Raw genomic sequence first — 23,315 nt, 5'->3', positions numbered from 1 at the left:
GCGCCATCGGGCATTACCTCTTGCGTCAGAACAGCCCCAGAGGCTTATCGGAATAGCTCACCAGCAGGCACTTGGTTTGCTGGTAGTGTTCCAGCATCATCTTATGCGTTTCGCGCCCGATGCCCGACTGCTTATAGCCGCCGAACGCCGCATGTGCCGGATAGGCGTGATAGCAGTTGGTCCATACGCGCCCGGCCTGAATGCCGCGCCCCATCTTATACGCCAGCGATCCATTACGGCTCCAGACGCCGGCGCCGAGGCCATACTGCGTATCGTTAGCGATTTCCAGCGCCTCCTCCATGGTTTTAAAGGTGGTTACCGCCAGCACCGGGCCAAAGATCTCCTCCTGAAAGACGCGCATATTATTCTTACCAAACAGGATAGTGGGCTCAAGGTAATAGCCCTCTTTAAGTTCGCCATCCAGCTCCTTGCGTCGCCCACCGGTCAGAATATCGGCCCCCTCTTTTTTACCGATATCGATATAATTGAGGATAGTCTCAAGCTGGCCGTGGGAGACCTGCGCCCCCATTTGCGTACCGCTATCTAGCGGGTTCCCGCTGCGAATGCTCTCTACCCGGCGAATAGCGCGCTCCATAAAGCGCTCATAGATGGACTCCTGGACCAGCGCACGGCTTGGACAGGTACACACCTCGCCCTGGTTAAAGGCAAACAGGGCAAAACCCTCCAGCGCTTTATCAAAGAACGCATCTTCTTCATCCATCACGTCAGCAAAGAAGATATTTGGCGATTTACCGCCTAACTCCAGCGTCACCGGAATAATATTCTGCGTGGCGTACTGCATGATCTGTTGACCCACTTCCGTCGAACCGGTAAACGCCACCTTCGCGATACGTTTCGAGGTCGCCAGATATTCACCGATCTCGCCGCCCGCGCCGTTCACGACGTTGACGACGCCCGGCGGTAACAGATCGCCAATGACTTCCATCAACAGCAGAACGGAAAGCGGCGTCAGGCGTGCCGGTTTAAGCACTACGCAGTTACCCGCCGCCAGCGCTGGCGCCATTTTCCAGCTTGCCATCAACAACGGAAAGTTCCACGGGATTATCTGCCCCACGACGCCAAGCGGTTCGTGAAAATGGTAGGCCACGGTTTCGCTATCAACTTCGCTGATCCCACCCTCCTGCGCACGTATACAGGAGGCGAAATAGCGGAAATGATCGATCGCCAGCGGTACGTCGGCGGCGCTGGTTTCACGAATCGGTTTACCGTTATCCCAGGTTTCCGCTGTCGCCAACAGTTCGAGGTTTTGTTCCATCCGATCGGCGATCTTAAACAAGATAGCGGCACGGTCTTGTACTGACGTATGCGCCCACTTATCTTTCGCCTTATGCGCGGCGTCGAGCGCTAAATCGATATCTTTTTTACCGGAGGAAGCGACTTCACATAGCGGCTGGCCGGTCACTGGCGTCAGGTTTTGATAATATTCGCCGTCGGCGGGCGCAACCCAGTCACCGCCAATAAAATTGTCATAGCGGGCTTTTAATTTCAGTGGGTACCCGTATTCACCTGGCTGAATACGTGTTGAAGGGGGATTGTTCGTCATGACCAACTCCTTATTGTAAAGGTACTCCACAAGGGTAGACGGTACTGGTGAATTTTTCGCCAATGGTTTTCCGCTTTACGACAGCAATCACGAATTACTTTCCTTTACGTTTCTCCGTCTGGTTTTAGCCATACTAAACAGGTGCCTGTTTAACGTACGGAGAACACTATGCAGCAATATATCGGTATTGATGTGGGAGGAACTCACGTCAAATATGGCGTGATTAACAGTGACGGCGAAGAATTAACCCATCATCAATTCGATACGCCAGAGGACGCCTCCACGTTTACCCGCAAATGGCAGGATGTGGTGGCGCGTTGCCAACAGGACTATGACATTGCGGCAATCGGGGTCAGTTTCCCCGGCCATATTAATCCCCATAACGGTCATGCGGCAAAAGCGGGCGCGCTGGCTTATCTGGATGACGTCAACCTGATGGAGTTGTTCAGCGGGCTGACCGATCTGCCGCTGGTCGTGGAGAACGACGCGAACTGCGCGGCGCTGGGCGAAATGTGGCGAGGCGCCGGGCAGCATTATGACAATCTGGTCTGTATCACCATTGGAACCGGCATTGGCGGCGGTATTATCGTCGGACGAGAACTGTATCGCGGCGCACATTTCCATGCCGGTGAATTCGGCGTCATGCCGGTCGGGAACAATGGCGAAAGTATGCATAAAATCGCGTCAACCAGCGGATTAATGGCGTCGTGCCGCCAGGCGCTGGCGCAGCCTGCCGAAGAGATGCCGCCTGCGGATGTGATCTTCGAACGAATGGCGACCGATGTTCATCTGCGTGAGGCGGTCAATGACTGGGCGCGTTATCTGTCACGCGGCGTTTACAGCGTGATCTCTATGTTTGATCCGGGCGTGGTGCTGATCGGCGGAGGAATAAGCGAACAGGAAAAACTCTACCCGCTCCTGACGCGGCATCTTGAAACGTTTGAAATGTGGGAGGCGCTCCAGGTGCCGATTCAGCCCTGCCAACTGGGAAATCAGGCGGGCAGGCTGGGCGCCGTCTGGCTGGCGCAGCAAAAGCTCGACCGAAGCTAACGTATTACGCCTTATCCGGCCTGCATCGTCTACGCAGGCCCGGTAAGCGTCCGCGCCACCGGGCAAAGGCGTTACATCGCCGCGCGATAAATTTCCACAATCTCGTCGTGAGTCGCCTGAATCGGGTTCGTCAGACCACAGGCATCTTTAAGAGCATTAGTCGCCAGAACCGGGATATCTTCTTCCTTCACGTTTAGCTCGCGCAGTCCCGCCGGAATGTTGACTTTCTGCGACAGTTGGCGAATGGCCGCCACACACGCCTGCGCGCCTTCCGCCTCGCTCATACCTGATACATCGACGCCCATCGCCGCAGCGCAATCACGCAGGCGAGCCGCCGCTACCTGGCTGTTGAATACCTGCACATGCGGCAGCAGAACCGCGTTACATACGCCGTGCGGTAGGTTGTAGAAACCGCCAAGTTGATGCGCCATAGCATGAACGTAGCCCAGCGACGCATTGTTAAACGCCATTCCCGCCAGGAACTGAGCATAAGCCATCGCTTCACGCGCCTGGACATTGCTCCCCTCTTCAACCGCAACAACCAGATTTTCCGCAATCATCGTTACCGCTTTCAGCGCGCAGGCATCGGTAATAGGCGTTGCCGCAACGGAAACATAAGCTTCAATCGCGTGGGTTAACGCATCCATACCAGTTGCCGCCGTCAGGGATTTCGGCATACCAACCATTAAAGAGGAGTCGTTGACAGAGAGCAGCGGCGTAACGTGTTTATCGACGATAGCCATTTTAATATGACGTTCTTCGTCGGTGATGATACAAAAACGGGTCATTTCAGACGCGGTGCCGGCGGTCGTATTAATCGCAATCATCGGCAACTGCGGTTTCGCGGAGCGGTCAACGCCTTCATAGTCACGAATATCGCCGCCATTCGCCGCCACCAGAGCGATACCTTTCGCACAGTCGTGCGGGGAACCGCCGCCCAGCGAGATAACGCTGTCGCAGCCATTTTCTTTCAGAAGCTTCAACCCAGCTGCCACATTGCTGGTGGTAGGGTTAGGCTGCGTACCATCATAAATCACGCTAAAAATATCACGTTCCTGTAGCGCTTTTTGAATATCACCCGCCATCCCTAATTTTGTCAGCATAGCATCCGTAACAATTAATGTACGGCGAAAACCATATTCCGCCATCGTATTCATTGCGTTCTTTAATGAATCGGCACCAATTACATTCACGGAAGGAATAAAAAACGTTGAAGCTGCCATTATACTGTCCTTAATTACCAGAATAAGGTGCGAAGAATACGGGTGAAATTATCCTAATAATATGATCACGATGACTATTTTAAGAAGTCAGAAAAATAAAAAGCACATTAGGTTAATTTCCTGATGTGCTTTTATAAATCAACTCAATAATTGTATTGATTCATTTCTGATTTAATTTAACCATTTCATTCTTTTTGCGGAAATAATAACGCATCACGTAATAAATGATCATTCCCACGACGCCGTGTAAATCCAATCCGGTCAAAATATTCAAGGATCTGAATGGCCAGTTTCCGCCCTACATTCAGCCTGTCGCGAAAATCCGCCGCACACGTTGATCCTCTCTCTTGATCCAGCTCGCGGATCATATTGGCGAAAGCGACAATCCGATCGTTACGATAGTACCGATCTTTTACGATCGCGGTAATGATGCCTTGCTGTGCCGCCTGCCGCAGCACGAGCCGCATCAATTGTTCTTCCGTTCCGGTCTCTTTCGCCAGATCGCGTACCCACCAAGGCTCATCGCCAAATAGCGGTTCAACTTTTTGCCAGACGGCCTGCTGCTCATCGCTAAATCCCGCTTTATGATCCGGCAGATGCAACCAACCGTGATGGCTATGAATCAGGCCGTCGTCGCGCATCCGCTCGATCAGCATCAGGACCAGCGCTTCATCTTCCATTGGCAGGGCCATGCGGCGTAAACGCTCGCGTCCCGGCCCCGGTTCATCGCGGTGCTGTTCGTGGTAGGTCGCCAGAGTATCAAGAATCTTACGCTGCCAGCGGGCGGCGACGGGCGCACTTAACAGATTGTCTCCGGCCTGGATAAAACCATGTTGCTCAATAAGCTGACGCATACCGAGAGGATTAAGCTGACGCGCCCAACCGAAATCCGGCAGGTTGACGGCGCCGCGTTCCAGATGAATGGCCAACGCCGCGCTATCGTCCTGCGCGGCGGCAAGCGTTGAAAGCCAGTGCAAATAATCTGGCTTACGTTTACCGCGACGCGGCGCCTTAAGCGTCACCACGCGTGCGCCGGCAAGGGTGGCGCGTGCGGAAATATCACGCAGCACCAGTCTGTCATTATCGGCCAGCCACAACGGCGTATCGAAGATCAGCTCGGCCAGCCCGCCTTCCAGCAAAGAGACGCGACCGGTCACATGGCTGGCGGCATGGTGAATATGTAGCGGCTGCCATTGGGAAAGCGGCGCATGAAGTGCCAGAGAAACGATCACCCGGGAAAAAGCTTCCCCCACCGGCGCATCGGAAAGCAGCCAGTCGCCGCGGTTAAGCTGTTCCTTCTCCGCATCGCCCGCAATATTGAGCGCAATACGTTGCCCGGCGTGCGCATGGTCGGTAGGCTGATTTTGTGCGTGCAGGCTACGCACCCGCATCGGTTTATTTACTCCGGTTAACCACAGCGTATCACCTACCTTCACCTCTCCGCTCAACGCCGTTCCGGTCACCACCAGTCCCGCCCCTTTCACCGTAAACGCACGGTCGATAGCCAGACGGAAACGATGCTGCGCGGCGTGCAAACGTGCAGGAAGCTGCTGTAAATGAGCGCGAAGTTCTGCAATACCGCGTCCTTCATTGGCGGCGGTGACAAATAAAACGGTATCGGCGAAGCCATAGTTGTCGAGCGCCGCCAGTACCTCTTCACGTACTTCACCGATACGCGCCTCGTCCACGCGATCGGCTTTGGTCAGCGCGACGGTGAGCTGGAGATTGCCCGTCAGTTGCAGGATCTGTAAATGCTCGCGCGTTTGCGCCATGACGCCGTCATCACAGGCGACCACCAGCAAAGCGTGATCGATACCGCCTACGCCCGCCAGCATGTTAGAGAGGAATTTTTCATGCCCAGGCACATCGATAAAGCCCAGCACACGGCCATCCGGCTGCGGCCAATAGGCGTAACCCAGATCGATAGTCATCCCGCGTTTTTTCTCTTCCGGCAGACGGTCGGCATTGACCCCGGTAATCGCCTGGAGCAACGTCGTTTTACCGTGGTCTACGTGTCCGGCAGTTGCAATAATCATTTCAGCATCATCTCCATAAACCGGCTTTCGTCTTCAAGACAGCGCATATCCAGCCATAAACGGCCATCATAAATTCGGCCAATGACCGGTACAGGCAGCGTGCGCCAGCGAGCCGCCAGCGCCTCCAGCCGACTACCGCGCCCGTCGTGCGGGGTAAATGTCATGGCGGCGCTGGGGAGGCGGTCTACCGGTAATGAACCGCTGCCGATTTGCGACAGGCAGGGTTTAACCTCCAGCGCAAATTCATCGCCGTAACGTGCCACCAGCCGCGCCTGTAACCGCTGCGCTTGTTCGCGAATCGACGCTTCACTGCGGGTTAACAGACGCAGGGTGGGTAATTTCTCCGCCAACGCTTCCGGGTGCAGATACAGACGTAACGTTGCCTCCAGCGCCGCCAGCGTCATTTTATCCGCGCGCAGAGCGCGTTTCAGCGGATGGCTTTGCAGTTGGGCAATCATCGCTTTTTTGCCGACGATGATCCCGGCCTGCGGCCCGCCCAGCAACTTATCGCCGGAGAAGCTTACCAGGCTGACGCCTGCGGCAATGAGCTGCTGCGGCATCGGCTCTTTGGGTAAGCCATATTGACTTAAATCCACCAGTGAACCGCTGCCCAGATCCGCCACCACCGGAATATCCAGCTCTCGCCCGATTTCCGCCAGTTCCGCTTCCTCTACCGTTTTGGTAAAGCCCTCAATGCTGTAATTACTGGTATGCACCTTCATCAACAGCCCGGTATTTTCATTTACCGCCTGACGGTAATCTTTCGCGTGCGTCCGGTTGGTGGTGCCTACTTCATGCAGCGTACAGCCCGCCTGGCGCATAACATCCGGAATACGAAACGCGCCGCCGATTTCGACCAGCTCGCCACGCGAAACCACCACCTCTTTGCCGCTGGCGGTCGCCGCCAGCATCAGCAATACCGCCGCCGCATTGTTATTGACGATACAGGCGTCCTCCGCCCCGGTGATACGGCATAATAGCGTCGCCAGCGCCCGGTCGCGATGCCCCCGCCCGGCGCCATCCAAATCGTATTCCAGCGTCACCGGCGCGCGCATCGCCTGCGTTACCGCCTCAATCGCTTCTTGCGCCTGCAAGGCGCGGCCAAGATTGGTGTGCAGCACCGTCCCCGTCAGATTAATCACCGGGCGCAGCGCGCTTTGCGCCGCATTTTCCAGCCGGAGTTTCGCCTCTTGCGCCCAGTCTGCGTACCAGTCGGGAAGCGTTTGCGTATTCCGTATGACGTCGCGCGCGTCGTCAAGCATCCGCCTAAGCAGATCAACCACCTGGGTATGGCCATACCGATCGCGCAGAGAAAGAAAAGCGCTATCGTGCAATAAGCGATCGATAGCAGGAAGCTGGCTGTAGAGTGTACGCGTTTCGCTTGTCATGAAAATGCCTGGCTGTTGGTGGCCCTCTCCTGGCGGGAGAGGGATATCGACATAAGGGGGATTGTAACGTGAGTTTGCTCAGGCGGACATAATGCGCGTCAAGCCTTTGGCGCTTCGGTGCGGGCAAAGCTTTCGCGTTGAAAAAGCGTTTCGACCAGTTTGACCAGGTGGGGGCGGCTAACGCACCAGCCAGGCGCGACCCGGCGGAAGTTGAGATAGCCTACCGCACAGGCAATCGCGATAGTCGCCAGATTGACCGTATCCGTTTTTAGCGTCCCGTCGCTCAGATAACTTTCGAGCATATCCAGGCTGCGGTTGATTTTTTCCCGCTGGCGCAGCAGTTCCGTTTCCGATTGTTGCGCCGCCGGGCGCGCCTGTTCGCGTACAGAAACCAACGCTGCATCCATAATGCCGTCAGCCAACGCTTCGAGCTGGCGAACTTTAAGCGCTGCCATCGGGTCACGCGGGAGCATCGCTGGCGCGATATCCAGCAGCTCAATATATTCCGCGATGATCGGCGAATCGAACCAGTACTCCCCTTTCTCCGTCACCAGCGCTGGCACCTTACCCAAAGGGTTGTATTGCGCCACGCCGTTATCCGCCTCGTAGGGTAATTCATTAATAAATTCGAAGGTAATGCCCTTTTCGAGCAGCAGAACAGAGATTTTGCGCACAAAAGGGCTGGTGTAGCTACCGATGAGTTTCATGCCGTGTCCTTTTTGCCAACCAGTAAAAATCATAGTATGGCTCAAATAAGACGAAAAGAGACACAAAAGGAGGTTGCTGAATGACATAACGTGAGAAGGCTCGCGACAAAATGTTTGCCGGATCGTATTGACGTTACCCGGGCTTAAAATTTCTTGTGAAGAAGATCACAAAAATTCAACAAAGCACCAAAATAAAAATGTGAAACATCTCACATAAAATTGCATTTTAAGAGCTAAAAATTAGATTCGTTGTTTTTTTACACAGCCACTTTGTGATCAATATCACATCAATTACCTCTCTACCCCCTATATTAATGTGACACAAATCACATAAATTGTCCCTGTCTGGACAGTTGAACGATTCAGTGCCAGATTGCGCAGTATCTACACTACAGGGTCCGGCTACCTCTGCCGCTACATTAACAAACCTCGGGCTTTCAGCCTGCGCGACAGCAACATAAGAAGGGGTGTTTTTATGTCATCCGATATTAAGATCAAAGTGCAAAGCTTTGGTCGATTCCTCAGCAATATGGTGATGCCTAATATCGGCGCGTTTATCGCGTGGGGTATTATCACCGCATTATTTATTCCAACAGGGTGGTTGCCTAACGAAACGCTGGCGAAACTGGTTGGTCCGATGATCACCTACCTGCTGCCGCTGCTCATCGGTTATACCGGCGGTCGTCTGGTTGGCGGCGAACGCGGCGGCGTAGTGGGCGCTATCACTACCATGGGCGTTATTGTCGGCGCGGATATGCCGATGTTCCTCGGCTCGATGATCGCCGGTCCATTAGGCGGCTACTGCATTAAGAAATTCGACAGTTGGGTAGACGGTAAGATCAAATCCGGTTTTGAGATGTTGGTGAACAACTTCTCCGCTGGCATCATCGGTATGATCCTCGCCATCCTGGCGTTCCTCGGTATTGGTCCGGCGGTTGAAGTCCTGTCCAAAATTCTGGCGGCGGGCGTTAACTTCATGGTGGCGCACGATATGCTGCCGCTGGCGTCCATTTTTGTTGAACCGGCGAAAATCCTGTTCCTCAATAACGCGATTAACCACGGCATCTTCTCACCGCTGGGTATCCAGCAGTCCCATGAGATGGGTAAATCCATCTTCTTCCTGATTGAAGCTAACCCGGGTCCGGGGATGGGCGTCCTGCTGGCGTACATGTTCTTCGGTCGTGGCAGCGCTAAACAGTCTGCGGGCGGCGCGGCAATTATCCACTTCCTGGGCGGTATCCATGAGATCTACTTCCCGTACGTGCTGATGAACCCACGCCTGATTCTGGCGGTGATTCTCGGCGGTATGACCGGCGTATTCACCCTGACCATCCTGAACGGCGGTCTGGTCTCTCCGGCATCTCCGGGTTCCATTCTGGCGGTACTGGCGATGACGCCAAAAGGCGCTTACTTCGCTAACATCGCTGCCATCGTGGCGGCAATGGCGGTTTCCTTCGTGGTGTCTGCAATTCTGCTGAAAACCAGCAAAGTGAAAGAAGAAGATGACATTGAAGCGGCCACCCGTCGTATGCAGGACATGAAAGCGGAATCTAAAGGCGCCTCTCCGCTGGCGGCTGGCGACGTGACCAACGACCTGAGCCATGTGCGTAAAATCATCGTGGCTTGCGATGCCGGTATGGGTTCCAGCGCGATGGGCGCAGGGGTACTGCGTAAGAAAGTACAGGATGCGGGCCTGAGCCAGATCTCCGTCACCAACAGCGCCATTAACAATCTGCCGCCGGATGTGGATCTGGTCATTACTCACCGTGACCTTACCGAGCGCGCGATGCGTCAGGTACCGCAGGCGCAGCATATTTCGCTGACCAACTTCCTGGATAGCGGCCTGTACACCAGCCTGACCGAACGTCTGGTTGCCGCACAGCGCCACAATACTAATGAAGAGAAAGTACGCGACCATCTGAAAGACAGCTTTGAGGAGGGTGATAACAACCTGTTCAAGCTGGGCGCGGAGAATATCTTCCTGGGCCGTAAAGCCGCTAACAAAGAAGAGGCGATTCGCTTTGCCGGTGAACAACTGGTGAAAGGCGGCTATGTTGAGCCGGAATACGTCGAAGCGATGCTGGACCGCGAAAAGCTGACGCCGACTTACCTCGGTGAATCCATCGCAGTTCCGCACGGCACGGTGGAAGCGAAAGATCGCGTGCTGAAAACCGGCGTGGTGTTCTGCCAGTATCCGGAAGGCGTACGCTTCGGTGAAGAAGAAGACGATATTGCCCGTCTGGTCATTGGTATCGCCGCACGTAACAATGAGCACATCCAGGTCATCACTAGTCTGACCAACGCGTTGGATGATGAATCCGTGATCGAACGTCTGGCGCACACCACCAGCGTGGATGAAGTGCTGGAACTGCTGGCAGGTAAAAAAGCTTAACAGTTAAGTATCCCCAAAATAGTTCGAGCTGCAGGAAGGCGGCAACGCAGTGAATCCCCAGGAGCGTACATAAGTACGTGACTGGGGTGAGCGAGGAGAGCCAACGCATCTGCAGTTCGAAATATGAAGGCGATATCCTCTCCCTTGTGGAGAGGGTTAGGTTGAGGGAAAAGCCTCACCCCAGCCCTCTCGGGTAAAAACATTAATGAAGGTTAATACTATGAAAGCATTACATTTTGGCGCAGGTAATATCGGTCGTGGCTTTATCGGCAAATTGCTGGCTGACGCGGGGATACAACTGACGTTTGCGGATGTAAACCAGGTCGTACTCGATGCCCTGAATGCCCGTCATAGCTATCAGGTTCATGTTGTGGGTGAAAATGAGCAGGTGGATACCGTTTCCGGCGTCAACGCTGTCAGCAGCATCGGCGATGATGTTGTCGACCTGATTGCCCACGTTGATTTAATCACTACTGCCGTGGGTCCGGTTGTGCTTGAGCGTATCGCTCCGGCCATCGCTAAAGGGCTGGTAAAACGTAAGGCGCAGGGCGTGGATGCCCCGCTGAATATCATCGCCTGTGAAAATATGGTGCGCGGCACCACACAGCTCAAAGGTCATGTGATGAACGCGCTGGCGGATGGCGATAAAGCCTGGGTTGAACAGCACGTCGGTTTTGTCGATTCCGCCGTTGACCGTATTGTGCCGCCATCTGCTTCCGCCACCCATGACCCGCTGGAAGTGACGGTAGAAACCTTCAGCGAGTGGATCGTCGATAAAACCCAGTTTAAAGGCGCGTTGCCGACCATTCCGGGGATGGAGTTAACGGATAACCTGATGGCATTTGTCGAACGTAAACTCTTCACGCTGAACACAGGTCATGCTATAACCGCGTACCTCGGCAAATTAGCCGGTCATCAAACCATTCGCGACGCCATTCTCGATGAGAGTATTCGCGCGGTGGTTAAAGGCGCGATGGAAGAAAGCGGCGCGGTGCTGATCAAACGCTACGGTTTTGACGCCGACAAACATGCGGCATACATTCAGAAAATCCTCGGTCGTTTTGAAAACCCGTATCTGAAAGATGATGTTGAGCGCGTTGGACGTCAGCCGCTACGCAAACTCAGCGCGGGCGACCGTCTGATCAAACCGCTGCTTGGCACCCTGGAATATGGTCTGCCGCATGTGAATCTGGTCAAAGGGATCGCGGCGGCGATGCATTTCCGTAGTGAAGAAGATCCGCAGGCACAGGAACTGGCCGCGCTGATTGACGAAAAAGGTCCACAGGCCGCTCTGGCGCAAATTTCCGGGCTGGATGCCAATAGCGATGTGGTGGCGGAGGCGGTTAACGCTTATAACGCGACCAAATGACGCAGAACCCGGCGCAGGTTAGCCTGCGCCCAAATAACAGATTGTCAGATATGCAGGCAATAATGGAACAAACCCAGGCCTTTGAAAATCGTGTGCTTGAGCGTCTGAATGCTGGCAAAACCGTACGGAGCTTCCTGATTACTGCCGTCGAGTTATTGACCGAGGCGGTGAATATTCTGGTGCTCCAGGTGTTTCGCAAAGACGACTATGCGGTGAAATACGCTGTGGAACCGTTGCTGGACGGCGACGGGCCGCTGGGCGATCTTTCGGTACGTCTGAAACTTATCTATGGTCTGGGCGTACTCAGCCGCACCGAATATGAAGATGCGGAGCTGTTAATGGCGCTGCGCGAAGAGCTGAATCACGACGGCAATGAGTACGCCTTTACCGACGATGAAATCCTCGGGCCGTTTGGCGAACTACACTGCGTCATGGCGCTGCCGCCGCCGCCGCATTTTGATACGTCCGACGCGGCGCTCTACGCCATGCAAATTCAGCGCTACCAGCAGGCGGTGCGTTCGACGATGGTTCTCTCCCTGACCGAGCTGATTTCTAAAATCAGCTTAAAAAAGGCCTTTCAAAAGTAAATCCCGCCGTTAACCTCTTTCTTCTTCTTTTGGTCGGTACAGCCGCCGGTAATATTCCAGACGCTGCAAATAAATGGGCGCGCTCTCCGACGGCACCTCGGAAGGAACATAATCACGCGGCGGCGTTTTATTCAGGTATTCACGGAACGCCTGGCTGGACGCCATAAAATCGACGGCTTTATCAATAAGAAGTGGTACGTTCTCACCTATTTTTGCCATGATAGATCCTCCATGTGTGACCCGCGTCTGACTCCCGCGGTCGCTTATTTGAGTTTAGGATCAATTTAGCGTTGTCATTGAGGAAAATGTGCTTAATCGCTTTTCTTGCCGGCAAAAAAGGCGCTTCATCTTTTCTTTCGAAAAAAAGATTTTATTCTCAAAGAGATAACTAAATAATTAGCGGTGTAATACTTGCCATAATTGATTATCTTTACGTCATGAGTTGTGAAGAATCACTCACTGCGCGCATACTATAGGGTATCTATCCCATTTCTATCAGAAGCAATCCCATGAAAGAAGTTGAAAAAAACGAAATTAAACGCCTGAGCGATCGTCTTGACGCTATTCGCCACCAGCAGGCAGGTCTCTCTCTGGTTGAATCCGCCGATAAATACGCGGAGCTGGAAAAAGAAAAAGAGACGCTGGAAGCAGAAATTATCCGTCTGCGCGAAGTACACAACCAGAAACTGAGTAAAGAAGCGCAGAAGCTGATGAACCTGCCGTTTCGCCGCGCGATCACTAAAAAAGAGCAGGCCGATATGGGCAAACTCAAAAAAAGCGTACGCGGCCTGATCGTGGTGCACCCGATGACGGCGCTGGGCCGGGAAATGGGGCTCAAAGAGATGACAGGGTTCGCGAAGAGCGAGTTCTAAACCTTCCGCATCCCAGGCTCTCAGGACACCCGTGTACGGAGGATGTCTTGAGAGCATCGGGCTATATTCCGAATTTTTATCCAGACGTATTTACACCGCTTATATACAAGTTCATTTTTAACGGTAATCCCCGCTTTTTCGGGATGAAAAATTCCACTATCATGCCTATTTGTATTTATGCAATGAATTTTTTCATCCCCTTTTCTCATATCCCGCAGAATATGATTGACCCGCAAAATTAAATAACATTATCATCCATGAAAAAAAATGCTCATACATAAATATTATAATTATATTTTTATAAAGTATTGCTATGAATAATTGATAAACAACGTCGGGTATTTGCACATTCCTATAGAAACAATGAATGTTTTAATTATAACCATATATTAATGGCTATTGGCAATGCTCGCAAAATGATGAGTTAGCTGTATAAATAACAGGTTAACTATTTATATTATATAAATTATTAACAAGGATATTTTATATGCACAAAAATGGAAAATTTATCCCCTTGCTTGCGTTGGGATTCACATTCTTTTTATCTGGTTGTGATTACTTTGCAGATAAACACCTTGTTGAAGAACTGAAAAAACAACAAAAAGAACAAGAAGCAAAGATAAATCTGTTAGAAAAACAACAAACTACGATTATCAACACGACCCAAAAGGTCGCCGAAGTCGTTGGCCGCGTTGAACGCAAACAACGGCTATTCGACTACACAGAACTGGATCCATCACAAACGCGCTATTTTATTATTAACAACGGCAATATCGGATTAGCCGGGCGTATTCTATCTATTGAGCCAATAGATGATGGAAGTGTTATTCATCTTGATTTAGTTAACTTACTCAGCATTCCCGTATCAAACCTTGCGTTTAATATGACATGGGGTACGAAAAAACCTTCCGAGGCAAAAGATCTGCCTCGCTGGAAACAACTCCTGCTTAACACGAAAATGGATTCGACAATCGAACTTTTACCGGGAACATGGACAAACGTCACGCTAACATTAAAAGGCGTATCGCCCAATAATCTTAAGTATCTAAAAATAGGTATTAACATGGAGAATGTCATATTCGACAGCATACAACCTATTAATGATACGAAAAAGAAGCCAAAAAAATAATAGCCATTGATACAACTATTTTAGAAAAGGAAAGCACTTATCCATGAACAGAATATTTAAAGTCCTCTGGAATGCCGCTACGGGAACATTTGTTGTCACCAGCGAAACCGCAAAAAGCCGCGGCAAAAAAAGCGGCCGCAGAAAGCTGGCGGTTTCCGCACTCATCAGTCTTAGCAGTATTATGATCTCAGCGGATGCTCTGGCCAAAGCAGGGAACGATACTGGCGCCGGCGTTACTCCAACGGGTACCCAGACTGGGGGAACAGGGTGGATTGCAATTGGTACCGATGCCACAGCCAATACTTACACCAACGTTGATGGCGCAAGCGCCGCAATGGGTTATAAAGCCTCCGCGATGGGGAAATGGAGTACCGCCATTGGTTCATACAGCCAGTCCACCGGCGACTCTTCGCTAGCGCTTGGCGTAAAATCGACTTCAGCCGGTGACCGGGCTATTGCGATGGGAGCCTCATCCTCAGCCAGTGGAAGTTATTCAATGGCAATGGGTGTTTATGCTGATTCGAGCGGCGCAAAATCGGTTGCATTAGGTTATAAATCTGTCGCGAGCGGAGCAACTTCCTCTGCATTAGGTTATCAAGCCACTGCGAGCGGCGACGACAGCGCTGCATTTGGTAATGGCGCACAAGCGATAGGCACCAACTCAGTTGCCCTTGGCGCGGGCTCTACCGCTCTGGAAGACAATTCGGTCGCCGTGGGTAACAGCACCACTCAGCGACAGATCACCTACGTTGCTAAAGGCGACATCAATGCCAACAGTACCGATGCCGTTACAGGTGCGCAAATTTATTCTTTAAGTCAATCCGTCGCCGATCGACTCGGCGGAGGGGCTTCCGTTAATTCTGATGGTACAGTGAATGCGCCCCTCTACAAGGTGGGCACAGGCATCTACAATAACGTAGGCAGTGCGTTAAGCGCACTTAACACTTCTATCACGAATACAGAGGCCTCTGTCGCAGGATTAGCCGAAGACGCGCTGTTGTGGGATGGCAACACAAGCGCATTCAGCGCTAACCACAGCGGAAGCGACAGCAAGATTACCAATCTGGCGGCAGGCACCCTGGCCGCAGACAGCACCGACGCCGTTAACGGCTCACAGTTGTTTGATACGAATGCAAAAGTGGATCAGAACACCGCTGACATCACTACCAATACCGACAGCATTAACCAGAACACAACCGATATCGCCGCCAATACGGCCAGCATCAATCAGAACACCACTGATATCGCCACCAACACCACCAATATCAACAGCCTGAGCAACTCCGTTACCACGCTCACCGACGATGCCCTGTTGTGGGATGGCAGCGCAAGCGCATTCAGCGCCAACCACAGCGGAAGCGACAGCAAAATCACCAATCTGGCGGCAGGTACCCTGGCCGCGGACAGCACCGACGCCGTTAACGGCTCCCAGCTGTTTGCCACCAATGAAAATGTGTCTCAGAACACCACGGATATCGCTGCCAATACTGACAGCATTAACCAGAACACCACTGATATTGCCACCAACACCACCAATATCAACAGTCTGAGCAACTCCGTCACCACGCTCACCGACGATGCCCTGTTGTGGGATGCAGCCTCTGGCGCATTCAACGCTAACCACAGCGGAAGCGACAGCAAAATCACCAATCTGGCGGCAGGCACCCTGGCCGCAGACAGCACCGACGCCGTTAACGGCTCCCAGCTGTTTGCCACCAACGAAAATGTGTCTCAGAACACCACGGATATCACTGCCAATACCGACAGCATTAACCAGAACACCACTGATATCGCCACCAACACCACCAGTATCAACAACCTGAGCAACTCAGTTACCACGCTCACTGACGATGCCCTGTTGTGGGATGCAGCCTCTGGCGCATTCAACGCTAACCGCAACGGAAACGCCAGCAAAATCATTAATGTCGCCGCCGGGGACCTTTCTGAAGACAGTACAGACGCGGTGAACGGCTCCCAGTTGTATGAAACCAACCAGAAGGTGGATCAAAACACCTCTGCTATCGCAGATATTAATACGTCCATCACTAACCTTAGCTCTGACAACCTGAGCTGGAATGAGACAACGAGTTCGTTCTCTGCCAGCCACGGAAGTAGTACAACAAACAAAATCACCAACGTTGCTGCCGGAGAGCTGTCTGAAGAAAGTACCGACGCGGTTAACGGATCGCAGCTGTTCGAAACCAATGAAAAAGTGGATCAGAACACGACCGATATCGCTGCCAATACCACCAACATCACTCAGAACAGCACCGCGATTGAGAACCTGAATACTTCTGTCTCCGACATTAATACGTCCATTACCGGCCTCACTGATAACGCTCTGTTATGGGACGAAGACATCGGCGCTTTCAGCGCAAACCACGGTGGAAGCATCAGTAAAATAACCAATGTCGCCGCCGGGGCGCTTTCTGAGGACAGTACAGACGCGGTAAACGGCTCACAGTTGTATGAAACCAACCAGAAGGTAGATCAAAACACCTCTGCTATCGCGGATATCAATACGTCCATCACCAATCTTGGTACCGATGCACTGAGCTGGGATGACGAAGAGGGTGCGTTCAGCGCCAGCCACGGTACCAGCGGTACCAATAAGATAACCAATGTGGCAGCAGGTGAAATCGCCAGTGACAGTACTGACGCTGTTAATGGCTCTCAGCTTTATGAAACTAACATGCTGATTTCTCAGTATAATGAATCTATTAGCCAACTAGCCGGCGATACCAGCGAAACCTATATCACGGAAAATGGTACCGGCGTGAAATACATCCGTACGAATGATAACGGGCTTGAAGGCCAGGATGCATACGCAACGGGTAACGGCGCAACGGCAGTGGGTTACAACGCCGTCGCATCCGGTGCTTCGAGTCTGGCGCTTGGAGAGAACAGCAGCAGCAGCATTGAGGGCAGTATCGCTTTGGGCAGTGGCTCCACCTCTAACCGCGCGATTTCATCAGGTATACGAGCAACGAGCGTAACAAGCGATGGCGTCGTCATTGGCTACAATACAACAGACAGAGAGTTGCTGGGCGCGTTGTCATTGGGGACGGATGGAGTAAGCTATCGTCAAATTACCAACGTTGCGGACGGCTCTGAAGCGCAAGATGCGGTAACAGTTCGTCAGTTACAAAATGCCATTGGTGCGGTCGCCACTACACCGACCAAGTACTACCACGCAAACTCAACGGAAGAAGATTCACTGGCTGTCGGGACTGACTCACTGGCAATGGGTGCGAAAACCATCGTCAATGCTGATGCAGGTATTGGTATTGGTCTGAATACACTGGTGATGGCTGATGCCATCAACGGTATTGCTATCGGTTCTAACGCACGCGCCAACCATGCAAATAGTATTGCAATGGGTAATGGTTCTCAGACCACTCGCGGCGCACAGACTGACTACACCGCCTACAACATGGACACACCGCAGAACTCTGTCGGTGAGTTCTCTGTCGGCAGTGAAGACGGTCAACGTCAGATCACTAACGTCGCGGCGGGTTCGGCAGACACCGATGCCGTAAACGTTAGTCAATTGAAAGTCACCGACAGCCGTGTTGCCGCAAATACCGAAAGCATTAATAACCTGAACACGCAGGTGAGTAGTCTTGATACTCGCGTCACCAATATTGAAAACGGCATTGGCGATATCGTCACTACCGGTAGCACCAAGTACTTCAAGACCAACACTGATGGCGTAGATGCAAATGCCCAGGGTGCGGACAGCGTCGCGATTGGATCTGGCTCTATTGCTGCCGCTGAAAACAGCGTAGCGTTAGGCACAAATTCAGTCGCAGATGAAGCTAATACTGTGTCTGTCGGCTCTTCTACCCAACAACGCCGTATTACCAACGTTGCCGCAGGGGTGAACAACACTGACGCGGTTAATGTGGCGCAACTGAAAGCTTCAGAAGCAGGCTCCGTGCGTTATGAAACCAATGCAGATGGTTCGGTTAACTATAGCGTGCTCAACCTGGGAGACGGGAGTGGCGGTACCACTCGGATCGGCAATGTTTCAGCGGCGGTGAACGATACGGATGCGGTTAACTATGCGCAATTGAAACGCAGCGTCGAAGAAGCAAACACCTATACCGACCAGAAAATGGGTGAAATGAACAGCAAAATCAAAGGGGTAGAAAACAAGATGAGCGGCGGTATCGCCTCAGCGATGGCCATGGCCGGTCTGCCACAAGCCTACGCCCCAGGTGCCAACATGACCTCGATTGCTGGCGGTACATTTAATGGTGAAAGTGCCGTCGCCATTGGTATCTCCATGGTAAGTGAAAGCGGGGGCTGGGTGTATAAATTGCAAGGAACCAGTAACAGCCAGGGCGATTACTCTGCAGCTATTGGCGCTGGCTTCCAGTGGTAATGGAGTAACCATACTCCCGACATCAAAGGCAATGGCATTATGCCATTGCCTTTTCACTTCCCTTTGCTGTCCTCACCCCTTAATTGGCCCTACCAATTCCCGCTGAATGCGACCACATGTTCACATTTCATTAAATTACCCCTACAATATCGTTGCCAATAAATAACATCTGTTTAACTATTCATTGTCATTATCCATACACAACAATATTGGCAGGACCACTTTTACACATAATGTGACCCCAACGAGATGAGCAAAGATTCATCCCATTATGCGTGTGGTTCTCAGGAGACCTGCAATGAACCTCTGGCAACAAAACTATGACCCGGCGGGTAATATCTGGCTTTCCAGCCTGATCGCATCGCTCCCAATCCTGTTCTTCTTTTTCGCCCTGATTAAACTCAAGCTGAAAGGCTACGTTGCCGCTTCGTGGACGGTGGTTATCGCGCTCGCCGTCGCGCTGCTGTTCTATAAAATGCCGGTCGATCACGCGCTGGCATCAGTCGTGTATGGCTTCTTCTATGGGCTATGGCCGATTGCCTGGATAATCATCGCCGCGGTCTTCGTCTATAAAATTTCGGTAAAGACCGGGCAGTTTGACATTATCCGCTCGTCAATTCTGTCGATTACCCCCGATCAACGTCTGCAAATGCTGATTGTCGGCTTCTGCTTCGGCGCGTTTCTTGAAGGCGCGGCGGGTTTCGGCGCGCCGGTGGCGATAACCGCCGCGCTGCTGGTGGGTCTGGGCTTTAATCCGCTGTATGCGGCAGGGCTGTGTCTGATTGTAAATACCGCGCCGGTCGCCTTTGGCGCGATGGGTATTCCGATTCTGGTTGCCGGACAGGTCACGGGCCTGGACAGCTTTGAAATCGGTCAGATGGTAGGCCGCCAGTTGCCATTCCTGACCATTATCGTGCTGTTCTGGATTATGGCGATTATGGACGGCTGGCGCGGCGTGAAAGAAACCTGGCCTGCGGTAATGGTCTCTGGCGGTTCATTTGCTATCGCCCAGTATCTCAGCTCCAACTTTATCGGGCCGGAACTGCCGGACATTATCTCTTCTCTGGTGTCTCTGGTGTGTCTGACGCTGTTCCTCAAACGTTGGCAGCCGGTACGCATCTTCCGCTTCGGCGATATGGGCGCGTCGCAGGTCGACCAGACGCTGGCCCGTACCCGTTATACGACAGGACAAATTGTTCGCGCCTGGTCGCCGTTCCTGTTCCTGACCGCCACGGTCACTCTCTGGAGCATACCGCCGTTCAAAGCGCTGTTTGCCCCCGGCGGCGCGCTGTATGACTGGGTAATTAACGTTCCGGTACCGTATCTCGATAAACTGGTCGCCCGTATGCCGCCGGTCGTACACGAAGCGACCGCTTACGCGGCGGTGTATAAATTTGACTGGTTCTCCGCCACCGGCACAGCGATCCTGTTTGCCGCGCTGTTGTCTATCGTCTGGCTGAAAATGAAACCCTCAGCCGCAATCCAGACCTTCGGCAGCACGCTGAAAGAGCTGGCGTTGCCGATTTACTCCATCGGCATGGTGCTGGCGTTCGCGTTTATCTCGAACTATTCCGGGCTTTCCTCCACGCTGGCGTTAGCGCTGGCGCACACCGGCAGCGCCTTCACGTTCTTCTCGCCGTTCCTCGGCTGGCTGGGGGTATTCCTGACCGGCTCGGATACCTCATCTAACGCGCTGTTTGCCTCTCTACAGGCTACCGCGGCGCAGCAAATCGGCGTTTCGGATGTGCTGATGGTGGCGGCAAATACCACCGGCGGCGTGACCGGCAAGATGATCTCGCCGCAATCTATCGCCATCGCCTGCGCGGCGGTGGGGCTGGTAGGGAAAGAGTCCGATCTGTTCCGTTTTACCGTCAAACACAGCCTGATCTTCACCTGTATGGTGGGCGTGATCACTACGCTTCAGGCCTATGTTTTAACCTGGATGATTCCGTGATTGTGATGCCAAAACGCCTGTCAGACGAGATTGCCTCTCGCGTGCAGGCGCTGATTGAAGAACAAAACCTGGAAGCGGGCATGAAATTGCCCGCCGAGCGCCAGTTGGCTCTACAGCTTGGCGTATCACGCAACTCTTTACGCGAAGCGCTGGCGAAGCTGGTCAGTGAAGGCGTGCTGGTGAGTCGTCGCGGCGGCGGGACATTTGTCCGCTGGCAACACGAAACCTGGTCTGAACAGAATATCGTTCAGCCGCTGAAAACCCTGCTGGCGGACGATCCTGATTACAGCTTCGACATTCTGGAAGCCCGCCACGCCATTGAAGCCAGTACGGCCTGGCACGCCGCCATGCGGGCCACCAGCGCCGACAAAGAGAAGATCAGACTCTGCTTTGATGCGACGCTCAGCGAAGACCCGGATCTCGCCTCCCAAGCCGACGTGCGCTTTCATCTGGCGATCGCGGAAGCCTCGCACAATGTGGTGCTGTTGCAAACCATGCGCGGTTTCTTCGATGTCCTGCAATCCTCCGTCAAACAGAGTCGCCAGCGTATGTATCTCGTTCCGCCCGTATTCTCAAAGCTGACGGAACAACACCAGGCGGTGATGGACGCCATTCTGGATGGTAACGCCGACGGCGCGCGTAAAGCGATGATGGCGCACCTCAGTTTTGTCCACACCACGATTAAACGATTTGATGAAGACCAGGCCCGCCAGGCGCGTATTACCCGCCTGCCCGGCGACCATAATGAGATGACCAGGGAGAATAAATCATGATTATTTCAGCAGCCAGCGATTATCGCGCCGCAGCTCAGCGCACGTTGCCTCCTTTCCTCTTCCACTACATCGACGGCGGCGCGTATGCGGAATATACCCTGCGCCGAAATGTGGAAGACCTGTCGCAAGTCGCTCTGCGCCAGCGCGTGCTGAAAAATATGTCCGATTTAAGCCTGGAAACGACCCTGTTTAACGAAACGTTGTCGATGCCGGTGGCATTAGCGCCGGTAGGCCTGTGCGGCATGTACGCCCGTCGCGGCGAAGTACAGGCCGCCGCCGCCGCAGACGCAAAGGGCATTCCGTTCACCCTTTCCACCGTCTCCGTCTGTCCGATTGAAGAAGTCGCCCCCACGCTTAAACGCCCCATGTGGTTTCAGCTCTACGTATTACGCGATCGTGGTTTTATGCGCAACGCGCTTGAACGAGCAAAAGCGGCGGGCTGCTCCACGCTGGTCTTTACCGTGGATATGCCGACGCCGGGCGCGCGCTACCGTGACGCCCACTCCGGGATGAGCGGCCCAAACGCGGCCATGCGCCGTTACTGGCAGGCGGTGATGCACCCTAAATGGGCGTGGGATGTCGGCCTGAACGGTCGCCCGCATGATTTAGGCAATATTTCCGCCTATCTGGGTAAACCGACCGGCCTTGAGGACTATATCGGCTGGCTGGCAAATAACTTCGATCCGTCCATCTCCTGGAAAGATCTGGAGTGGATACGCGAATTCTGGGACGGCCCAATGGTGATCAAAGGGATCCTCGATCCAGAAGATGCCCGCGATGCGGTACGTTTCGGCGCTGACGGTATTGTGGTGTCGAATCACGGCGGCCGCCAGCTCGATGGCGTGCTCTCTTCCGCCCGCGCCCTGCCCGCCATTGCCGATGCGGTGAAAGGTGATATCGCCATTCTGGCGGATAGCGGGATTCGTAACGGGCTGGATGTCGTGCGTATGATTGCGTTGGGGGCCGATACCGTACTGCTGGGTCGGGCCTATCTCTACGCGCTGGCGACGGCAGGAAAAGCGGGTGTCGCCAACCTGCTGGACCTGCTCGAGAAAGAGATGAAAGTCGCCATGACCCTGACCGGCGCGAAATCCATTAGCGAAATCAGTGGCGATTCACTGGTGCAGGAACTGGGGAGAAGTTTGCCCGCCGCGCTGGCGCCAATGAGCAAAGGCGATGCCGCCTGAACGCCTGGCGCGTGAGAGCCCGGTAAATTTCTGCTATTCTGCCCCCCGCATTTAAGGGGGCATCATGCTTAACATCGTACTCTTCGAACCAGAAATCCCGCCGAATACCGGCAACATCATTCGTCTTTGCGCCAATACCGGCTTTCGTCTGCACATCATCGAACCGATGGGGTTTACCTGGGATGATAAGCGCTTACGCCGCGCAGGGCTGGACTATCACGAATTCGCCGCGGTTCAGCGCCATCACGATTATGCCGCCTTTGTCGCCGCTGAAAATCCGCAGCGCCTGTTTGCGTTGACGACAAAGGGGACGCCCGCCCATAGCGCCGTAAGCTATCAGGATGGCGATTATTTGATGTTTGGCCCGGAAACGCGCGGCCTGCCCGCCAGCATTCTCGATGCGTTGCCTAAAGAGCAGAAGATTCGCATTCCGATGATGCCGGATAGCCGTAGCATGAACCTGTCGAATGCGGTGTCGGTGGTGGTGTATGAAGCGTGGCGCCAGTTAGGATACCCCGGCGCGGTATTGCGCAGTTGATTTGTGCCGGATGGCGGCTGACGCCTTATCCGGCCTACATTAATATTGATAATATTCGTTTCGAGCGTTATCGGCGCAGCCAGATTGGACACGGACTGCGCTTGTCTACCTGAGCGTACACGCAATACGAGAGGATGACGAGCATAGCCCAGGTTCAAT

At 53.3% G+C, this 23,315-nt stretch carries 17 protein-coding genes; 11 read left to right on the top strand and 6 right to left on the bottom strand.

What is annotated here, in order from left to right; translation table 11 throughout:
* Nucleotides 1-25: 25 nt before the first annotated feature.
* Complete coding sequence (gene aldB, locus OLG56_RS00800; protein WP_000183989.1) at nucleotides 26-1,564, bottom strand: aldehyde dehydrogenase AldB; 1,539 nt, start codon at nucleotides 1,562-1,564, stop codon at nucleotides 26-28.
* A 168-nt stretch (nucleotides 1,565-1,732) separates the two neighbouring features.
* Between aldB and OLG56_RS00795 the strand changes: the two genes are divergently transcribed.
* Nucleotides 1,733-2,614 carry an ROK family protein gene (locus OLG56_RS00795; protein WP_001188272.1) on the top strand — a complete coding sequence of 294 codons (882 nt, stop codon included), beginning with the start codon at nucleotides 1,733-1,735 and terminating at the stop codon, nucleotides 2,612-2,614.
* Between the two features lie 71 nt (nucleotides 2,615-2,685).
* On the opposite strand, the gene yiaY is transcribed toward OLG56_RS00795, so the two are convergent.
* From yiaY to OLG56_RS00775, 4 genes are all read right to left on the bottom strand, one after another.
* The gene (gene yiaY, locus OLG56_RS00790; protein ID WP_061377055.1) at nucleotides 2,686-3,837 is read right to left on the bottom strand and encodes an L-threonine dehydrogenase; all 1,152 of its coding nucleotides are present in this window, start codon (nucleotides 3,835-3,837) and stop codon (nucleotides 2,686-2,688) included.
* A 185-nt stretch (nucleotides 3,838-4,022) separates the two neighbouring features.
* Entirely contained in the window at nucleotides 4,023-5,873 is a 1,851-nt protein-coding gene (selB, locus tag OLG56_RS00785) for a selenocysteine-specific translation elongation factor (RefSeq protein WP_000582383.1), read from the bottom strand.
* Entirely contained in the window at nucleotides 5,870-7,261 is a 1,392-nt protein-coding gene (gene selA / locus OLG56_RS00780; RefSeq protein WP_023229751.1) for an L-seryl-tRNA(Sec) selenium transferase, read from the bottom strand. Before selA ends, selB begins: the two co-directional genes overlap by 4 nt.
* 98 nt (nucleotides 7,262-7,359) lie before the next feature.
* The gene (locus OLG56_RS00775) at nucleotides 7,360-7,968 is read right to left on the bottom strand and encodes a glutathione S-transferase (RefSeq protein ID WP_000766681.1); all 609 of its coding nucleotides are present in this window, start codon (nucleotides 7,966-7,968) and stop codon (nucleotides 7,360-7,362) included.
* A 475-nt stretch (nucleotides 7,969-8,443) separates the two neighbouring features.
* Between OLG56_RS00775 and mtlA the strand changes: the two genes are divergently transcribed.
* From mtlA to mtlR, 3 genes are all read left to right on the top strand, one after another.
* Nucleotides 8,444-10,360, top strand: coding sequence for a PTS mannitol transporter subunit IICBA (gene mtlA, locus OLG56_RS00770; RefSeq protein ID WP_000093290.1), 1,917 nt, complete (start codon nucleotides 8,444-8,446; stop codon nucleotides 10,358-10,360).
* Between the two features lie 220 nt (nucleotides 10,361-10,580).
* A complete protein-coding gene (gene mtlD, locus OLG56_RS00765; RefSeq protein ID WP_000645385.1) occupies nucleotides 10,581-11,729 on the top strand; it encodes a mannitol-1-phosphate 5-dehydrogenase in 1,149 nt (382 codons plus the stop codon).
* Nucleotides 11,726-12,316 carry a mannitol operon repressor MtlR gene (gene mtlR / locus OLG56_RS00760; RefSeq protein WP_000193201.1) on the top strand — a complete coding sequence of 197 codons (591 nt, stop codon included), beginning with the start codon at nucleotides 11,726-11,728 and terminating at the stop codon, nucleotides 12,314-12,316. Before mtlD ends, mtlR begins: the two co-directional genes overlap by 4 nt.
* A gap of 9 nt (nucleotides 12,317-12,325) precedes the next feature.
* Here mtlR and OLG56_RS00755 read toward each other — a convergent pair whose 3' ends face one another.
* Nucleotides 12,326-12,535, bottom strand: coding sequence for a hypothetical protein (locus OLG56_RS00755; RefSeq protein ID WP_001062558.1), 210 nt, complete (start codon nucleotides 12,533-12,535; stop codon nucleotides 12,326-12,328).
* Nucleotides 12,536-12,825: 290 nt separating this feature from the next.
* Between OLG56_RS00755 and OLG56_RS00750 the strand changes: the two genes are divergently transcribed.
* From OLG56_RS00750 to trmL, 7 genes are all read left to right on the top strand, one after another.
* Nucleotides 12,826-13,188 carry a YibL family ribosome-associated protein gene (locus OLG56_RS00750; protein ID WP_061377054.1) on the top strand — a complete coding sequence of 121 codons (363 nt, stop codon included), beginning with the start codon at nucleotides 12,826-12,828 and terminating at the stop codon, nucleotides 13,186-13,188.
* A gap of 487 nt (nucleotides 13,189-13,675) precedes the next feature.
* Nucleotides 13,676-14,317, top strand: a complete 642-nt coding sequence (locus tag OLG56_RS00745; protein ID WP_061377053.1) for a SadB/YajI family lipoprotein — start codon at nucleotides 13,676-13,678, stop codon at nucleotides 14,315-14,317.
* Between the two features lie 43 nt (nucleotides 14,318-14,360).
* Complete coding sequence (sadA, locus tag OLG56_RS00740) at nucleotides 14,361-18,704, top strand: trimeric autotransporter adhesin SadA (protein WP_061377052.1); 4,344 nt, start codon at nucleotides 14,361-14,363, stop codon at nucleotides 18,702-18,704.
* A 298-nt stretch (nucleotides 18,705-19,002) separates the two neighbouring features.
* A complete protein-coding gene (gene lldP, locus OLG56_RS00735; RefSeq protein WP_001055308.1) occupies nucleotides 19,003-20,658 on the top strand; it encodes an L-lactate permease in 1,656 nt (551 codons plus the stop codon).
* Complete coding sequence (gene lldR, locus OLG56_RS00730) at nucleotides 20,655-21,431, top strand: transcriptional regulator LldR (RefSeq protein WP_207011580.1); 777 nt, start codon at nucleotides 20,655-20,657, stop codon at nucleotides 21,429-21,431. The genes lldP and lldR overlap by 4 nt, the downstream gene beginning before the upstream one ends.
* A complete protein-coding gene (lldD, locus tag OLG56_RS00725; RefSeq protein WP_000587003.1) occupies nucleotides 21,428-22,618 on the top strand; it encodes an FMN-dependent L-lactate dehydrogenase LldD in 1,191 nt (396 codons plus the stop codon). Before lldR ends, lldD begins: the two co-directional genes overlap by 4 nt.
* A 64-nt stretch (nucleotides 22,619-22,682) precedes the next feature.
* Nucleotides 22,683-23,156: a tRNA (uridine(34)/cytosine(34)/5-carboxymethylaminomethyluridine(34)-2'-O)-methyltransferase TrmL gene (gene trmL, locus OLG56_RS00720; protein WP_000932335.1), complete on the top strand. Its 474-nt coding sequence runs from the start codon at nucleotides 22,683-22,685 to the stop codon at nucleotides 23,154-23,156.
* Nucleotides 23,157-23,315: the final 159 nt, after the last annotated feature.

Source organism: Salmonella sp. 2018103 (assembly GCF_026247685.1).
GTDB lineage: Bacteria > Pseudomonadota > Gammaproteobacteria > Enterobacterales > Enterobacteriaceae > Salmonella > Salmonella enterica.
Note: the sequence above shows the minus strand (reverse complement) of the source record. Positions and strands in the feature narration are given on the sequence as shown.

Excerpts from the sequence above, each read along its gene's own strand:
- OLG56_RS00775 (WP_000766681.1), bottom strand. The coding sequence starts at position 7,968 with ATGAAACTCATCGGTAGCTACACCAGCCCTTTTGTGCGCAAAATCTCT.
- lldP (WP_001055308.1), top strand. The coding sequence starts at position 19,003 with ATGAACCTCTGGCAACAAAACTATGACCCGGCGGGTAATATCTGGCTT.
- trmL (WP_000932335.1), top strand. The coding sequence starts at position 22,683 with ATGCTTAACATCGTACTCTTCGAACCAGAAATCCCGCCGAATACCGGC.
- selB (WP_000582383.1), bottom strand. The coding sequence starts at position 5,873 with ATGATTATTGCAACTGCCGGACACGTAGACCACGGTAAAACGACGTTG.
- yiaY (WP_061377055.1), bottom strand. The coding sequence starts at position 3,837 with ATGGCAGCTTCAACGTTTTTTATTCCTTCCGTGAATGTAATTGGTGCC.
- mtlR (WP_000193201.1), top strand. The coding sequence starts at position 11,726 with ATGACGCAGAACCCGGCGCAGGTTAGCCTGCGCCCAAATAACAGATTG.
- OLG56_RS00755 (WP_001062558.1), bottom strand. The coding sequence starts at position 12,535 with ATGGCAAAAATAGGTGAGAACGTACCACTTCTTATTGATAAAGCCGTC.
- aldB (WP_000183989.1), bottom strand. The coding sequence starts at position 1,564 with ATGACGAACAATCCCCCTTCAACACGTATTCAGCCAGGTGAATACGGG.
- mtlD (WP_000645385.1), top strand. The coding sequence starts at position 10,581 with ATGAAAGCATTACATTTTGGCGCAGGTAATATCGGTCGTGGCTTTATC.
- mtlA (WP_000093290.1), top strand. The coding sequence starts at position 8,444 with ATGTCATCCGATATTAAGATCAAAGTGCAAAGCTTTGGTCGATTCCTC.
- lldD (WP_000587003.1), top strand. The coding sequence starts at position 21,428 with ATGATTATTTCAGCAGCCAGCGATTATCGCGCCGCAGCTCAGCGCACG.
- OLG56_RS00795 (WP_001188272.1), top strand. The coding sequence starts at position 1,733 with ATGCAGCAATATATCGGTATTGATGTGGGAGGAACTCACGTCAAATAT.
- OLG56_RS00750 (WP_061377054.1), top strand. The coding sequence starts at position 12,826 with ATGAAAGAAGTTGAAAAAAACGAAATTAAACGCCTGAGCGATCGTCTT.
- OLG56_RS00745 (WP_061377053.1), top strand. The coding sequence starts at position 13,676 with ATGCACAAAAATGGAAAATTTATCCCCTTGCTTGCGTTGGGATTCACA.
- sadA (WP_061377052.1), top strand. The coding sequence starts at position 14,361 with ATGAACAGAATATTTAAAGTCCTCTGGAATGCCGCTACGGGAACATTT.
- selA (WP_023229751.1), bottom strand. The coding sequence starts at position 7,261 with ATGACAAGCGAAACGCGTACACTCTACAGCCAGCTTCCTGCTATCGAT.